This is a genomic window from Sphingopyxis selenitireducens (genome assembly GCF_051550705.1).
Taxonomy (GTDB): Bacteria; Pseudomonadota; Alphaproteobacteria; order Sphingomonadales; family Sphingomonadaceae; genus Sphingopyxis.
In genome coordinates, this window is record NZ_JBPULG010000001.1 from 211,930 (window position 1) to 227,500 (window position 15,571).

The following is a 15,571-nucleotide window of genomic DNA, read 5'->3' on the forward strand; positions in this document are numbered from 1 at the left end:
CTAGCCCTTCTCCGCCGCGCTGGCGACAGCAACGGCATCGACCGCCGCGCGCGCCTCATCGAGCTTCGCGGGTGCGACCTGTCCCTCGTGCGGCAGGCGCAGCACGAAGCGATTGGGATCGCGCATGTCGAAACGCAATATGCCGCGGCCGAGCAGGCGGTTGGCGCCGTCCATATGCGCAAATTTGGCGAGCGCGAGCTTGGCGTCGGCTTCGCCCTCGGGAAGCGACAGCGTCTCTCCGCTACGGAAACGCAGGTCCCAGCGGCGATCGCCGACCCAGGTCGCGCCCGCGAGCAATTCCTTGAGGCTGCTCGCCTCGGCCAGCAGGCGGTCGAGATCCTGCGAGCGCTGGTTCGCCTTGGGGCCGATCACCAGCGGCAGGTCGGGCATCGTCGCGACGGTGACGGGTTCCAGCACGACCCCCTGCTCGTCGATCAGCGACAAACGGTTGTTATGCTGCCAGATCGCAGCCGGGGTCCGCTCGACGATATCGACGACGAGCGTATCGGGCAGGCGCCGCGACACGCGGGCATCCTTGATCCAGCCATAGCGCATCAGATCGCGGCGTAGATCCTCGATATCGACCGCCGCCATCGAGCGGTCCTTCTGCGCCAGCGCGATGTCATAGACTTTCAGCCGGTCGATGCGGTCGGCGCCGACGACCTCGACCTTCTTGACCTGAAACCCTGCGCGGCCGACGACCTGTGCCCATTCCTCATTGACCTTCGCGGTCACGCCGGTCGCATGCGCGATCAGGCCCGCGACCGCGAACAGGCTGAGCCCGATCGTCCAGTTGGCGACCTTCTGCAGCCGCTGCGGGCTGATCGGAAGCGCATTCATGATCGCGTCGAGGCGCGAGACCTTGACCCGCCGCCGCTTTTTCGGCGCGCGCGCCGGGCGCCGTGGCGGCGCGGTCGCGCGCTTGATTCTTGTACTGCTCATGACAACGCTTCCCCCACGATGCGTTCAACCAGTTCGGCATAGTCCATGCCCACGGCACGGCCCTGTTCGGGAACGAGGCTGAGTGGCGTCATTCCCGGCTGCGTATTCACCTCAAGCAGGAAGATACCCGCGAGGCCATGCTCGTCGTCCCAGCGAAAATCCGAGCGCGAGGCACCCTTGCAGCCGAGCAGGCGGTGCGACTGGAGCGCCAGATCCTTCATCCGCTGCGCCACCTCATCGGGCACGTCGGCGGGGCAGACATGTTCGGTCAGACCGTCGGTATATTTGGCGTCATAGTCGTAGAAACCCGACTTGACCCGCAGTTCGGTGACGGCAAGCGCCTGATCGGCGAGTACCGCGACGGTGAGCTCGCGGCCCTTGATGAAGGGTTCGGCGAGCAGGCGGTCGAACTCCTGCCACGGGCCGACGGCTTCGCGCGCGATCGGGTTGCCGTAATTGCTGTCGTCCTTGACGATGGCGACCCCGACCGACGAGCCTTCGTTGACGGGCTTCAGCACATAGGGGCGCGGCAAAGGGTCGACTGTAAAGAGGCTTTCGCTGTCGACCATCGTCCCCGTCGGCATCGGAATACCATGCGGCACCAGCGCCTGCTTCGTCAATTCCTTGTCGATCGCGATCACCGAGGTGACGAGCCCGCTGTGGGTATATTTGAGGCCCATCAGGTCGAGCATACCCTGTACCGTGCCATCTTCACCGGGAACGCCGTGGAGCGCGTTGAACACGACATCGGGTTTCGCCTCGGCCAGCCGCAGCGCGACGTCGCGGCCCATGTCGATCCGCGTGACCTTGTGCCCACGCGATTCCAGCGCGTCGGCGACGCCGTTACCGCTCATCAGCGACACTTCGCGTTCGGCGGACCAGCCGCCCATCAGGACGGCAACATGCCAAGGACCCCGGCTCACTTTGCCACTCCCACGCGCTGTATCTCCCATTGCAATTCGATGCCGCTCTTCGCCTTCACCCGGCGGCGGACTTCATCGCCGAGTGCTTCGATATCGGCGCTCGTCGCATCGCCGGTATTGATCAGGAAATTGGTGTGCTTCTCGCTTACTTGTGCGCCACCGACCGCGAAGCCGCGACAGCCGGCCTCGTCAACGAGCTGCCATGCCTTATGGCCGTCGGGGTTCTTGAAGGTCGAACCGCCGGTTTTCGAACGCAGCGGCTGTGACGCTTCGCGGCTCGCCGAGATGCGATCCATTTCAGCCTGGATGACCGCCGGTTCGCCCGGACGGCCGCGGAAGGTCGCGCCGATCACGACCGCGCCTTCGGGCAGCTCGCTGTGGCGATAGGTGTACCCGAGTTCGCCAAGCAGCAGCGTGTGGCGTTCGCCCGAGCGCAGCACAATGTCGCAATCGATCAGGATATCCTTGACCTCGCTGCCATAGGCGCCGCCGTTCATGCGGACGAAGCCGCCGACGGTGCCGGGGATCGAGCGCAGGAACTCCATCCCCGCGATACCCGCATCGCGCGCGGTCGAAGAGACGAGGATGCCGGACGCGCCGCCGCCGCAGCGCAGCGTAACGCCGTCGAGCGCCTCGACCTTGGCGAAAGCCTTGCCGAGCCGGACGACAACGCCGGGGAAGCCCCCGTCGCGGACGATCAGGTTCGAACCGAGGCCGAGCGCCATGACGGGAATGGCAGGGTCGAGGTCGCGGAGGAAATCGGCAAGGTCGTCGGCGTCCCTCGGTTCAAACAGCCAGTCGGCGGGACCGCCCGACTTGAACCAGACGAGCGGAGCCAGCGGGGCTTTTGCAGTCAGCTTGCCGCGCACAACAGGAAGGGTGCCGGCTTCGCTCACGCCGCCTCGACCGCTGCGGCCAAACCCGCCGCCATCTTGGTAATGTCGCCGGCGCCAAGGCAAATGATCTTGTCGCCCGCGCCGAGTTCACCGGACTTGATCGCCGCGGCGATGCTGGCCGCCAGTGCAGCCGCATCGGCAACGACATTCGCCTGACGATGGCCACGGTCGCGCAGGCCCTCAACCAGCGTGTCCGACGACACGCCCTCGATCGGGCCTTCGCCCGCGGCATAGACCGGCAACGCCAGCACGATATCGGCGTCGTTAAACGCCTGTTGGAAATCGTCCATATGATCGCGAAGCCGCGTAAATCTGTGCGGCTGGACGACACCGACGACGCGCCCCGTCCCGACGCCTTCGCGTGCGGCCGACAGCACGGCGCGGATTTCGACGGGGTGGTGGGCGTAATCATCGATGACGGTAACAACGCCCTCACCCGCCGCAATCTCGCCAACCTTGGTGAAGCGGCGCTTGACCCCGGCAAAGCCGTTGAAGCCCGATGCGATCTTGTCGTCGCTGACGCCCATGTGGAGCGCGACCGCAATCGCGGCCAGCGCGTTCTGGACATTGTGGCGACCCGACATCGGCAGGTGAATGGCCTCGATCGTCCGGCTGTTGCCGTCGCGGTCACGCACCACGACGTCGAAGCGGTTGCCGTCGGGGCCGGGCGTCACATTGGTGCCGCGCACATCTGCTTGGGCGGAAAAGCCATAGGTGACGATCCGCCGGTCGCGGATGCGCGGGATGATCGCCTGCACCTCGGGATGGTCGAGGCAGAGCATCGCAGCGCCATAGAAAGGCACATTCTCGATAAACTCGACGAAGGCATCCTTGATCGCGTCGAAGCTGCCATAATGGTCGAGATGCTCGGGATCGATGTTGGTGACGACCGCGATCGTCCCGTCGAGGCGGAGGAAGCTGCCGTCGCTCTCATCGGCCTCGACCACCATCCAGTCGCTGGCGCCGAGGCGCGCGTTCGAGCCATAATTGTTGATGATGCCGCCGTTGATCACGGTCGGGTCGATCCCGCCCGCGTCGAGCAAGGCCGCAACGAGACTGGTGGTCGTCGTCTTGCCGTGCGTGCCCGCGATGGCGACGGTCGATTTGAGGCGCATCAGCTCGGCAAGCATTTCGGCGCGGCGGACGAGCGGAATGCGCTGTGCGAGCGCGGCCTCGACCTCGGGATTGCCGCGCTTGACCGCGGTCGAGGTGACGACGACGGCGACACCATCGACATTCGACGCCTCATGCCCGATCGCGACCTTGATCCCGCGCCCCCGAAGCCCCTCGATCACATAGCCGTCGGCAATGTCGCTCCCCTGCACCTGATAGCCGAGATTGTGCATCACCTCGGCGATCCCCGACATGCCAATGCCGCCGATGCCGATGAAATGAATGGTGCCGATATCGGTTGCGACGCCGCGCATTATTGAGCTTCCTTGCGTGCAGCGGCGACGCCGCTGGTTCTGGCGCGCTGACCGCTGGCGCCGACGCGGATCACGTCCATCATCGGCGGTGCGGCGAGCGATTCAACAAGGTCGGCGAGGTCGCGGGTCGCGTCGGGCAAGCCGCAGCTCGCCGCGCGGTCGGCCGCATCCTCCAGCGCACCGGGTTCGAGCGCCATGCGCTGGATATGCTTGGCCACGGCACCGGCGGTGAAGTCGGGCTGCGCAAAGGCAACCGCCCCGCCCGCCTCGACCATATCGACGACATTATAGGTCTGATGGTCATCCATCGCGTGCGGATAGGGCACGAAGATCGCGGGCCGTCCGGCGCAGGCGAGTTCGGCGACGGTCGATGCGCCCGCGCGCGCGATCACCAGATGCGCCCAGCGCAGCCGCTCGGGAAAATCCTTGATATAGGGCGCGCATTCCGCAGCGACGCCGAGTTCGGCATATTTGGCGCGCACCGTTTCGATATCATCCTCGCGGCACTGCTGAACAACCTGCAGGCGATCGAGCAAGGCGCGCGGCAGCATGGCGATGGCGGCGGGGACGACTTCGCTCAGCACCGTTGCGCCCAGACTGCCGCCGACGACGAGCAGGCGGAAGATGCCATCTTCGGGCAGCGGCGGGAAACCGTCATCGCGGATCGCAATTATCTCTTCGCGCACCGGGTTGCCGGTCAGATGACGCTTGTCCTCGCTCCCGGCGGGCAGGCGCTGGATGTTGTGATAGGCGACCGCAATGGCGTTGACGCGCGAAGCGAGCAGCCGATTGGTCCGCCCCAATACGGCATTTTGTTCGTGGACGACGCTCGGCAGCTTGGTCGCGCGCGCGGCAAGCAGGCTCGGGAGCGAGGGATAGCCGCCAAAACCGACCGCGACGGCGGGGTCGAACTCGCGGATCAGGTCGATTGCTTGTCGGCGCCCCTTGCGGATCGCGAGCGCGGCCTTGATCCAGCCGATCGGTCCGCCCGACACGCGCCCGGCGGGAAGGACGTGGGTTTCGAGCTCTGCGGGGGCGCCGGGAATACGCAGCCCGCGGTCGTCGCTGACCAGCGCGACGCGGTGGCCGCGCGCGATCAATTCGCCCGCGAGGGCATAGGCGGGCAGCATATGCCCCCCGGTCCCGCCGGCGGCGAGCAGGAAGTGGCGGGTCGCGGTCATTTCTTGTTCCAGTTTCGGGTCATCGACACCCGTGCCGCATAGGGGTTCCGCCGGGTCAACGACAAGAGCAAACCCATACCGATCGACAAAGCGATGAAGGATGATCCGCCATAGCTGATGAAGGGCAAGGTCATGCCCTTCGACGGGAAGAGCTGGGTGTTCACCGCCATGTTGATCGTCGCCTGACCGCCGAACTGGGCGATCAGCCCTGCGACCGCGAGAATCAGGAAGCTGTCCTCTTCATCGAGCAGGCGAACCAGAACGCGCACGATGATCGCCAGATAGATGGCGACGATGGCCAGACAGGCGATCATCCCGAATTCTTCGCCGATGACCGAGAAGATATAATCGGTGTGCGCTTCGGGCAGCTGGAATTTGGCTAGGCCCGCGCCGGGGCCGGTGCCGACGAGCCCACCAGCGGTCAGCGTGGCGTGCGCCTTGTCGACCTGAAAACTGTCGCCCTGCGCGAACAGCCAGATATTGATGCGCTGCTGCGCCACCGGATAGAAGAAATAGGCGAGGACGAGGCCCGCGAAGCCCGCGCCGACGAGCCCCGCAAGGATGCGCATCGACAGGCCCGCGACCAGCACGAGCACGAACCAGGTTGCGGCGAAGATGATCGTCTGCCCCAGATCGGGCTGTCCCATCAGCAACGCTGCGATGACACCGGTAAAGGCGAGGCTGAGCGGCACGACCGGCAAGCTCTGGTCATGCAGCCGCAGCGACAATATCCACGCCAGCGACACGGCGAAGAAGGGCTTGAGAAATTCCGAAGGCTGAAGCCGGAGGACGCCGCTGCCGAGCCAGCGCTGTGCCCCATTCACCGTCGCGCCAAACAGCGGCACGAGGAACAGCAGGAAAAGAAAGAACAGCGTGCCATATATGGCGAAGCGCCGCGCCTGCGGCTTCGGCAACATCGAGACCACCAGCATCACGGGCACGCCGAGCATGACCCACATCAGCTGGCGATAGAAATAATAGAGCGGATCGAGCGAAGCGGTCGACGTCGACAATTTCTGCGCGGCGACCGGAGACGCTGCTGCCACGGCGACCAGTCCGACCGCGACGAGGATCGACACGAGCAGCAACAATACCCGGTCGATTTCCCAGAACCACAGGCCCAGCGGCGTTCGGTCGGCGCGGCTGAGGCGCGGGCCGCGGCGCTTGGTCGAGCGCTGCGCCGCGATCACCGGCTTTTCCGGCGTCGCGTCGAGATTGTCCATATTGCCGCTCATTCCCCGAGCGCCCGGACCAGCTCGCGGAACACATCGCCGCGCTGCTCATAATCCTTATACTGGTCGAACGACGCACAGGCCGGCGACAGGAGGACGATATCGCCCGGCTGCACCATGGCGGCGGCATACGCCACCGCGCTCGCCATGTCGCCCGCCCGGTCGACCGGGATCGCATCGCCGATTTCGGCGGCGAAACCGTCCATCGCCTCGCCGATCAGATAGGCGCGCTTGATATGCGGGAACCAGGGGCGGCACGCCTCCAACCCGTCACCCTTGGCCTGTCCGCCCGCGATCCAGTGGAGACGCTGGTCCGGCGCCGGCGGAAATGCCGCCAGCGCCGGTGCAGCGGAAGCCGCGTTGGTCGCCTTGCTGTCATTATACCAGCGGGCGCCCAGGGCTTCGCCGACCAATTCCATACGATGCGGCAGCGCGTTATAGGTCGCGAGGCCATATTCAATCTGTTCGTCGTTCAGGCCTAGGACGCGGCACACGGCAATCGCGCAGACGGCGTTCTGCGCATTATGCGGTCCCTGCAGCGCCGGCCAGCGCATCTGATCGGCGGGATCGATGTCCTTCGCCGAGACGCGGTGGAGACGGTGGTTGATGCGGCTGGCGATCATCTTCGACGGATCGTCGTCGACTGCGACAATCGCGACCTGATCGCGATGTTGCAGGCTGAACAACCGCGCCTTTGACGCCGCATAGCCCGCGAAATCATCATAGCGGTCGAGATGGTCGGGGGTGATATTGGTCAGAACCGCGATGTCGCAGGCGAGATCGTGCGACAGGTCGATCTGGTAACTCGAGAGTTCGAGAACATAGACCCCGCCGTCGGGAAGCGGGTCGCGGCTGAGGATCGGCAGGCCGATATTGCCGCCCATCAGCGACGGCACCCCCGCGCTTTCCAGCATATGATGGATCAGCGCCGTTACGGTCGACTTGCCGTTCGTGCCGGTAATGCCGACGACGCGGTGCGGCGGCAATTCGGCGCGGGCTTCGGCAAAGAGTTCGACGTCGCCGATCACCGGGACATGCGCTTCGCGGGCATGGGCCGCGATCGGGTGGCGGTTCAGCGGGACGCCGGGCGACACAACGACCCCCGAAAAGCCGATGAGGTCAACGACCAGCGGATTGCCGATATCGGCGCCGAGCGCCATGGCGTCGTCGCGCGCCGCTTCACGGTCGTCCCATGCCGTGACCCCCGCGCCGCTGGCGATCAGCGCCTCGACCGTCGCCAGCCCCGAGCGCGCCAGCCCCAGCACCGCATAGCGGCGACCGGCAAAGGCGCGCGAGGTGATCAACGGAGCTTGAGCGTCGCGAGTCCCGCGAGCGCGAGGACGATCGAGACGATCCAGAAACGGATGACGACGGTGGATTCGGCCCAGCCCAGTTGTTCGAAATGATGGTGGATCGGCGCCATGCGGAACACGCGCTTGCCGGTGCGCTTGTACCAGAAGACCTGGATGATCACCGACAAGGCTTCGACCACGAACAATCCGCCGATGATGACGAGCACCAGTTCATGCTGCGCCGTGACCGCGATCGTCGCGAGCGCGCCGCCCAGCGCGAGGCTGCCCGTATCGCCCATGAAGACAGCGGCGGGGGGCGCATTGAACCAAAGGAAGGCAAGGCAGGCGCCGATGATCGCGGCGGCAAAGATCGCCAGTTCACCCGCGCCCGCAACGTGCGGGATGCCCAGATACTCGGCAAATTTCACATTGCCCGAGAGGTAGACGATGATCAGCATCGCCATGCTGGCAATAATCACCGGGAAAGTCGCGAGCCCGTCGAGGCCGTCGGTGAGGTTCACCGCATTGCCGAAACCGACGATCAGCACCATCGCAAAGACATAATAGAGCGGCCCGAGCTGGATCACCGTATCGCTGAAAAAGGGCAGATAAAGGTCGGTCCCGGTGCGGGAGACGATCAGCAGCACCGCAACCCCGGCGATGATGAATTCGATGAGAAGCCGGACGCGGCCCGGAATCCCGCGGTGGCTGGCCTTGGTCACCTTGTCGAGATCGTCCATGAAACCGACGGCGGCGAAACCGCCGGTGACGAACAGGCAAGCCCAGACGAAGCGGTTGGACAGGTCCATCCAGAGCAGCGCCGATACCATCAGCGAGATCAGGATCATCAGCCCGCCCATCGTTGGCGTACCGCGCTTGGCGAGGTGGCTTTGCGGACCGTCTTCGCGGATCGGCTGACCCTTGCCCTGCCGCATGCGCAGCATCAGGATGAAGCGCGGCCCGATCCACAATCCCAGGATCAGCGCGGTCGCCACGGCGGCGCCCGAGCGGAAGCTCAGATAGCGGATGAGATTGAGAACTCCCGGAAAGCCAAGCCATTCCGCCAGCCAGTAAAGCATCAATATTCCCCGTTGGTCAGCGCCGTCACAAGATGCGACAGGCCGACGCTGTTCGACCCCTTGATCAGCACGGCGTCGCCAGCCCGGATCAAGTCGCCCAGCCGCGCCTTGGCAGCCGGATGGTCGGCCACATGCGCGAAATCGATACGCCCCTCAAGCGCTTTGGCGAGCGGCGCCATCTCTTCGCCGACGAGCAGGGCGAATTGCACTCCCGCCGCGACGAGCGGAGCCGCGAGCGCGGCATGATAGGCCTCTCCATCCGGACCCAGCTCTTTCATCGCCCCCAGAATCGCTACGCGGCGGCTTGCGGATTCGCGGCCGAGCTGTTCGATGGTGACCGCCATCGAAGCGGGGTTGGCGTTATAGCTTTCGTCGATCAGCAAGATCTCGCCGCCGGGCGCCGCGATCCGGTGCCGCGCGCCGCGTCCGGCCAGCCCGCCCATCTCGGCGAAGGCCAGCCCCGCAGCGGGCAAGTCGCCGCCCACCGCCTTGACCGCCGCCAGCACCGCAAGCGCATTTGAAACCCAATGCGCGCCGGCCTGCGAAATGGTGAAGCAGAGCAAGGCTTCCTGCACCTGCGCGGTGACCAGCGAACCGCCCTGCCCGTCGGACAGCCAGTCGATCGCGCGCACATCGGCGCCTTCGCCAAGGCCGAAGCTGACGATATGGGCCGCGTGTTTTTCCGCCTTGGCGCGCAGCCGCGCATAATGCGGGCTGTCGAAGGGGAGGATTGCGGTGCCGCCGGGCTCCAGCCCTTCGAAAATTTCGCCCTTCGCGTCGGCAATCGCCTCTTCGCTGCCGAAATATTCCATATGCGCGGGGGCGATGGTGGTGACGATCGCGACGTGCGGACGGACCATGCGGGTCAACTCGGCGAGTTCGCCCGCGTGGTTCATCCCCATTTCGAACACGCCATAATCGGCGGTCGAGGGCATGCGCGCGAGGCTGAGCGGAACGCCGACATGATTGTTGTAGCTTTTGACCGAGCGGTGCGCCCGGCCCGGACGGAAGCGGTCGAGCGCGGCAAACAGCGCTTCCTTCGTCCCTGTCTTGCCTGCCGATCCGGTCACGCCGATGATCCGGCCATGGCTCCGCGCGCGCGATGCCGTGCCGAGCGCGTCGAGCGCGCGGGCGCTGTCGGCAACAAGAATGTGCGGATGATCGATTTCGACCTCGCAGACGATGCCCGCAGCCCCGGCAGCAATCGCCTTGTCGATAAACTTGTGCCCGTCGGTCGCTTCGCCGCGCATCGCGACGAACAGATCGCCCTTCGCGACTTCACGCGAGTCAAACGCGACGCCTTGCACGGTAAAGTCGGCACTCGCCGTGCCGCCGGTGGCGGCAGCGATGGCGCGGGCGGTCCACAGCGGGCTCATGCCGCACACTCGCGCGCTACGGCGACATCGTCAAAGGGAATGACCCGCACATCGGCGCCCGCGCCGACAATCTGACCCTGTTCATGCCCCTTGCCCGCGATGCAGATGATGTCGTCGGCGCGCGCTTCGGCAATCGCTGCCGCGATCGCGACGCGGCGGTCGCCGATCACTTGTGCATCAGGCGCTCCCCCAGCGATCGCGGCACGGATGAGCGCAGGATCTTCGCCGCGCGGATTGTCGTCGGTGATGATCAGAACCTCGGCCTTCGTCGCCGCCACCTTGCCCATTTCGGGCCGCTTCGCCTGATCGCGGTCGCCGCCCGCACCAAACACAAGGATCAGGCGGCCGGTCGCGTGCGGGCGCAGCGCATCGAGCGCGGCCTCGATGGCGTCCGGCGTATGGGCATAATCGACGTAGACCGGCGCACCGGCGCGGGTGATCGCCGCGCGTTCGAGCCGTCCGCGCACCGGCTGGAGCCGCGCGAGATTGCCAAGCGTCTGCGCGACATCGCCCCCGGTCGCGATGACGAGCCCGGCGGAAACCAGCGCATTCGCGACCTGATAGGCGCCAATCAGCGGCAATTCGACTTTCTGCGTCAGATCGCCCGCGGCGATGACCAGCGACTGCCCAAGCTGGGTCGGAGTGCGCGACACCAGGCGCAAATCGCTGCCCGTCGCGCCGACCGTCATCAGGCGCAAGCCGCGCTTCGTCACCGTTTCTTCGACGGCGGGCGACCAGATATCGTCGTTCCAGAGCACCGCTACACCATCTGCGTCGACTACCTCGGTAAACAGCCGCATCTTTGCGGCGAGATAGGCCTCCATTGTCCCATGATAGTCCAGATGATCGTGGCTGAGATTGGTGAAAGCAGCCGCCTTCACCACCAGCCCCTCGGTGCGATACTGGTCGAGACCGTGGCTCGACGCTTCGAACGCCGCATGGGTGACGCCCTCGGCGGCGAGCCCCGACATATTGCCGAGGAAGGTCACGATGTCCGGCGTCGTCAGCCCGGTCGAGGCACTTTCGTTCGAGGTCGTGATGCCGAGCGTACCGATCGACGCCGCCTGAAACCCCGCCATACGCCAAAGCTGACGCGTCATTTCGACGGTCGAAGTCTTGCCGTTGGTCCCCGTGACCGCAACGCAGGTCGCGGGAAAGCGGTGAAAGAAGCGCGCCGCGATATGGGCAAAGGCGCGGCGCGGATTGGCGTCGGCGATATGGACCGCGCCCTCCACCCGCGCTTCGGGCCGCGCGACGATCGCGATCGCGCCCGCCGCAACCGCAGCAGCGATGAAATCCTCACCATTGAATTTTTCGCCGACAAAGGCGCCAAAGATCGTTCCCGGCGCGACCTTGCGATGATCGATGGCGAGCCCGGTCACCACCGGGTCCGCCCCAGCCAGACCCTGATCGCCGAGCAGGGCGGCGAGGCGCATTACTCGCTTTCCCCGTTTTTCCAGAGCAACGGTGTCAGTTCGGACACATCAACGTCACGGCTTTCATCGGGAAAGACGCCCAGCATCGGTCCGGCGCGCATCACGACTTTCTGAACCACCGGCGCGACCGTCCAGCCCGCAGTGCGCTGACCCGAGCTGAAGGCATTGCCCTTGGGCTCGTCGATCATCGCGAGGATGACGTAGCGCGGATTATCCATCGGGAAAGCCGCCGCAAAGGTCGAGACAAGCGAGGTCCGGCGATAGCCGCCGGCACCCGGCTTTTCGGCGCTGCCCGTCTTGCCGCCGACACGAAAGCCGGGGGCGTCGGCCTTTTTACCGGTGCCGTCGGAAACGATCAGGCGAAGCAGCTGCCGCATCCGCGCGCTGGTCGCCGCCTTGAACACGCGGCGGCCCTGCGGCGGCGCCTTATCGCCGAGTTTGAGCACCGTCGCGGGACGATAAATGCCGCCATTGACCAGCGCGGCATAAGCGCTGGCGAGGTGCAGCGGGGTCACGGCGATGCCATGACCATAGCTGGTCGTCATCGTGGTCAGCCGGCCCCAGTTTTTGGGCCACAGCGGGAAGGCGCGTTCCTTCAGCTCGATGTCGGGCCGTCCGTCGAATTCGAGATTGCGGAACATCTCTTCCATCTTTTCGCGGCCGAGTTCGTCGGCGATGCGCGCGGTCGCGATGTTCGAGCTGTGGATCAGCGTTTCGGGGACGTTGAGCCAGCGCCCCATATTGTGCGAATCGCGGATACGGAAACCCGCAATCGGGAGCGGCTGGGTCGCGTCATATCGGCGCGCCATGCTGGTGACCGTCCCGGCGTCGATCGCGGCAGCGACCGTCAACGGCTTGAAGGTCGAGCCCAGTTCATAAAGATTATAGGTAACCGCATTGCGCCGCGTCACCGGGTTGCTGCCCGTCAGCTTGTTGGGATTGAAGGTCGGCAGCGAGGTCATCGCGACGACTTCGCCGGTATGGACGTCGAGGATGATCCCCGCCCCGCCGATCGCCTCCAAATTGGTGACCGCGTTGGAAAGTTCGCTTTCGAGGACGCCTTGCACGCGCGTATCGATCGACAGCGCCAGCGGCTCGCCGCGGGTCGCCTTGTCGATCAGCCGCTGATCGAACGCGCCTTCGACCCCGGTGACGCCATGGCCATCGGCGTTGAGAAAACCCAGCACATGCGCCGCGAGCGTCAGCTGCGGATAAAGCCGTTCCTTTTCGCGCGGAAAGTCAAAGCCGACGTCGCCGATCGCATTGACCGCCGCGACCTGATCGGGCAGCGCGCGGCGGCGGATATAGGTCGGGCGCGACCCGCTGACCTTGGCCAACAGATCCTCGCGCGCCATGTCGGGGAAAATCTTGTGGAGTTCGTCGGCCAGATATTGCCGGTTGTTCAGCAGTTTTTCGGGCACGACGCGGATCGAATAGCCGTCGATGGTGCGCGCCAGCGGAACGCCGTTGCGGTCGACGATATCGGCCCGCGCGGGAATGAAGGCAGCCGAACCATTGCCGCGACCCGATCCGGCGTCGAAGACGACGAAATAGACGAGCCGCACCGACACCAGGAAAAAGGCCGCCATGAACAGCAACATCAGGATCATCAGCCGCTGTTGCGCGGTCAGCAATATCTGCTGCCGCACCCCAGCGGTACGAACCCTGGCTGGACGGACGACCAGCGTGTTCATCGGCCGGACTTGCCTCCCGCCGCTTCGGCCGCCGCCGCGCGCTTGAGGTCGGCGAGCGTCGATTCAGCCAGCAGTTGATCCTCGATCATCTTCAATTGTTCGCGGCGGCGCGTCGGCGCCATGCGCGGCGCGGTATCGCTGCGAATATCGGCGGCCTCGGCCTGCGCGATCTGGATCGGTTTTGCGGCGGCCGGCTTGGCGACCGGGCTGGCCTTTTCCGTCGCGGGCGTTCCGACCGGCGACACCATCGCCATCAGCACCGGCGCGACATCGTTCGCACCGCGCGCACGCGGCAGGCGGTCGAACGACGCAAGCTGGCGCTCATTCGACAGATATTGTCCCGCCGAAGGCGCCGAATAACCAAAGGTATCGGCGTTCCACTGTTCAAGCTGACGCATCGAGGCGCGCACCGCGAGTTCGGATTCGAGGTAGCGGATATTGTCGCGCGTCCGGTCGATCTGCTTTTCGATGCGCGACAATTCGCTGCGCGTCGCCGCGACCTTCAGCGACACGGGGTAAAGGATCATCGCAAAGACAAGCACGAGCAGGACCAGGCCGATTCCCTGGAGTTTACGAGCAGCCATCAACATGACATCGCCTCCTTCCCTGAATTTCCTTGGATCGAACTGCCGGGCCAGGCAGGGGCTGCAGTGCGAACCGCGCTGCGCAGCGTCGCCGAGCGGGCGCGCGGGTTGCGCTCCTCTTCGGCCTTGCCCGGCCGCACCTTGCGGGCCGGGGTTTCGAAAGTTGCGGCCCGCGCCAGAGGGATCGGCGCGGGCCGGTGACGCGAACCGGCGGCATCGCCACCGCTCCGTTCGCGCAAGAAATTCTTCACGATGCGATCCTCGGTACTGTGAAAGCTGACGACCGCAAGGCGGCCGCCGGGACGGAGCAGGCGCTCGGCGGCGGCGAGACCCGCGTTCAATTCGTCGAGTTCGCCGTTGATGTGGATGCGGATCGCCTGAAAGCTTTTCGTCGAGGGGTCTTTCGGCGCACCGGGCGGGTGGCGCAGCGCCTTGCGGATCACCACCGCGAGTTCGCCCGTGCGGCTGAGCGGACGCGCGGCGACGATGGCACGTGCAACCCGCCGCGACTGGCGCTCGTCGCCATAGTGAAAGAGAATGTCGGCGATCTCGGCCTCATCGGCTCGATTGAGCCATTCGGCCGCGCTTTCGCCGTCCTGCGCCATACGCATGTCGAGCGGCCCGTCCTTCTGAAAGGAAAAGCCGCGCTCGCTGCGATCGAGTTGCATCGACGACACGCCAATGTCGAAAACAATGCCGTCGACCTGCCCCACACCCTGTTCGGCGAGCAGCCGGTCGATCTCGCCAAAGCGGCCGTGGACAAGTCGCAGCCGACCGTCGCTGGCATCGACCAGCGCCTGCCCTTCGGCAATCGCATCGGGATCGCGGTCACAGGCGATGACATCGGCGCCCGCCGCGAGCATCGCGCGCGTATAGCCGCCGGCACCAAAGGTCGCATCGACGTGCAGCTCGCCCGGGGCGATGGCGAGCGCGGCGACGATTTCATCGCGAAGGACCGGATCGTGCCGGGGATCTCTCGGAAGGTCGGGGGAGAACTCGGTCATTTGCGCCCCTTCCCTTTTGTCGCATCCCACGACGCCGCGAGGCGCTGAAGAACGGGATCGGCCTCGGCGCATTCGGCCAAGGTCGGCAACCACCAGATTTCGAGACGACGGCCGGACCCCACAAAAGCAGTCGCGCCGGCATCGCCGACGCGGTCGCGGTGGATGAAGCTGGGAAGGAAGCGTCCGCTATCATCGAGCGTATAGGGCTCGGTATAGCTGAAGCGCTTCTTGAACGCCGCATCCTCGTCAAAGTCGAGGTTGCGGGCGAGCGCGGTGTCGCGGTCGCGTTCAATCTCGCTGTTCAGCCGGTCATATTGGTCCTGGCCATAGGCGACCAGACAGGGCAGCTTTTCGTGAAAACCGACCCAAAGCACGCGCTGGCCATCCGCAGTCAGGGGCACATTATTGCGGAACTGTGAGGGGACGGCGATGCGCCCCTTGCCATCGATCGCGGCGAAGTTGGTGCCCGCATATTGACCCGGGGTCACAACCGCCATCGAACTGC

The 15,571-nt window shown here is 65.4% G+C and carries 14 protein-coding genes; all 14 read right to left on the reverse strand.

Features of this window, described 5'->3' with window-relative positions; translation table 11 throughout:
• The 14 genes from ACSYDV_RS00940 to ACSYDV_RS01005 are packed head-to-tail and all read right to left on the reverse strand — an operon-like array spanning nucleotide 1 to nucleotide 15,563.
• Nucleotides 1-942 carry a cell division protein FtsQ/DivIB gene (locus tag ACSYDV_RS00940; RefSeq protein ID WP_438321866.1) on the reverse strand — a complete coding sequence of 314 codons (942 nt, stop codon included), beginning with the start codon at nucleotides 940-942 and terminating at the stop codon, nucleotides 1-3.
• A complete protein-coding gene (locus ACSYDV_RS00945; RefSeq protein WP_438321867.1) occupies nucleotides 939-1,865 on the reverse strand; it encodes a D-alanine--D-alanine ligase in 927 nt (308 codons plus the stop codon). The genes ACSYDV_RS00940 and ACSYDV_RS00945 overlap by 4 nt, the downstream gene beginning before the upstream one ends.
• Entirely contained in the window at nucleotides 1,862-2,761 is a 900-nt protein-coding gene (gene murB, locus ACSYDV_RS00950; RefSeq protein ID WP_438321868.1) for a UDP-N-acetylmuramate dehydrogenase, read from the reverse strand. Before murB ends, ACSYDV_RS00945 begins: the two co-directional genes overlap by 4 nt.
• Nucleotides 2,758-4,188 carry a UDP-N-acetylmuramate--L-alanine ligase gene (gene murC, locus ACSYDV_RS00955; protein ID WP_438321869.1) on the reverse strand — a complete coding sequence of 477 codons (1,431 nt, stop codon included), beginning with the start codon at nucleotides 4,186-4,188 and terminating at the stop codon, nucleotides 2,758-2,760. The genes murB and murC overlap by 4 nt, the downstream gene beginning before the upstream one ends.
• Nucleotides 4,188-5,369 (reverse strand): undecaprenyldiphospho-muramoylpentapeptide beta-N-acetylglucosaminyltransferase, encoded by a 1,182-nt coding sequence (gene murG / locus ACSYDV_RS00960; RefSeq protein WP_438321870.1) that lies wholly within the window; start codon nucleotides 5,367-5,369, stop codon nucleotides 4,188-4,190. Before murG ends, murC begins: the two co-directional genes overlap by 1 nt.
• Complete coding sequence (locus ACSYDV_RS00965) at nucleotides 5,366-6,604, reverse strand: FtsW/RodA/SpoVE family cell cycle protein (protein ID WP_438321871.1); 1,239 nt, start codon at nucleotides 6,602-6,604, stop codon at nucleotides 5,366-5,368. Before ACSYDV_RS00965 ends, murG begins: the two co-directional genes overlap by 4 nt.
• Nucleotides 6,601-7,905, reverse strand: a complete 1,305-nt coding sequence (murD, locus tag ACSYDV_RS00970; RefSeq protein ID WP_438321872.1) for a UDP-N-acetylmuramoyl-L-alanine--D-glutamate ligase — start codon at nucleotides 7,903-7,905, stop codon at nucleotides 6,601-6,603. Before murD ends, ACSYDV_RS00965 begins: the two co-directional genes overlap by 4 nt.
• On the reverse strand, nucleotides 7,902-8,972 hold the full coding sequence (gene mraY, locus ACSYDV_RS00975) for a phospho-N-acetylmuramoyl-pentapeptide-transferase (protein ID WP_438321873.1): 1,071 nt from the start codon (nucleotides 8,970-8,972) through the stop codon (nucleotides 7,902-7,904). The genes murD and mraY overlap by 4 nt, the downstream gene beginning before the upstream one ends.
• Nucleotides 8,972-10,348: a UDP-N-acetylmuramoyl-tripeptide--D-alanyl-D-alanine ligase gene (locus ACSYDV_RS00980; protein ID WP_438321874.1), complete on the reverse strand. Its 1,377-nt coding sequence runs from the start codon at nucleotides 10,346-10,348 to the stop codon at nucleotides 8,972-8,974. Before ACSYDV_RS00980 ends, mraY begins: the two co-directional genes overlap by 1 nt.
• Nucleotides 10,345-11,784, reverse strand: coding sequence for a UDP-N-acetylmuramoyl-L-alanyl-D-glutamate--2,6-diaminopimelate ligase (locus ACSYDV_RS00985; protein WP_438321875.1), 1,440 nt, complete (start codon nucleotides 11,782-11,784; stop codon nucleotides 10,345-10,347). The genes ACSYDV_RS00980 and ACSYDV_RS00985 overlap by 4 nt, the downstream gene beginning before the upstream one ends.
• Nucleotides 11,784-13,478, reverse strand: coding sequence for a peptidoglycan D,D-transpeptidase FtsI family protein (locus ACSYDV_RS00990; RefSeq protein WP_438321876.1), 1,695 nt, complete (start codon nucleotides 13,476-13,478; stop codon nucleotides 11,784-11,786). The genes ACSYDV_RS00985 and ACSYDV_RS00990 overlap by 1 nt, the downstream gene beginning before the upstream one ends.
• Entirely contained in the window at nucleotides 13,475-14,068 is a 594-nt protein-coding gene (locus ACSYDV_RS00995) for a hypothetical protein (protein WP_438321877.1), read from the reverse strand. The genes ACSYDV_RS00990 and ACSYDV_RS00995 overlap by 4 nt, the downstream gene beginning before the upstream one ends.
• Nucleotides 14,062-15,066, reverse strand: coding sequence for a 16S rRNA (cytosine(1402)-N(4))-methyltransferase RsmH (gene rsmH / locus ACSYDV_RS01000; RefSeq protein WP_438321878.1), 1,005 nt, complete (start codon nucleotides 15,064-15,066; stop codon nucleotides 14,062-14,064). The genes ACSYDV_RS00995 and rsmH overlap by 7 nt, the downstream gene beginning before the upstream one ends.
• Nucleotides 15,063-15,563 (reverse strand): division/cell wall cluster transcriptional repressor MraZ, encoded by a 501-nt coding sequence (locus tag ACSYDV_RS01005; protein WP_438321879.1) that lies wholly within the window; start codon nucleotides 15,561-15,563, stop codon nucleotides 15,063-15,065. The genes rsmH and ACSYDV_RS01005 overlap by 4 nt, the downstream gene beginning before the upstream one ends.
• Nucleotides 15,564-15,571: the final 8 nt, after the last annotated feature.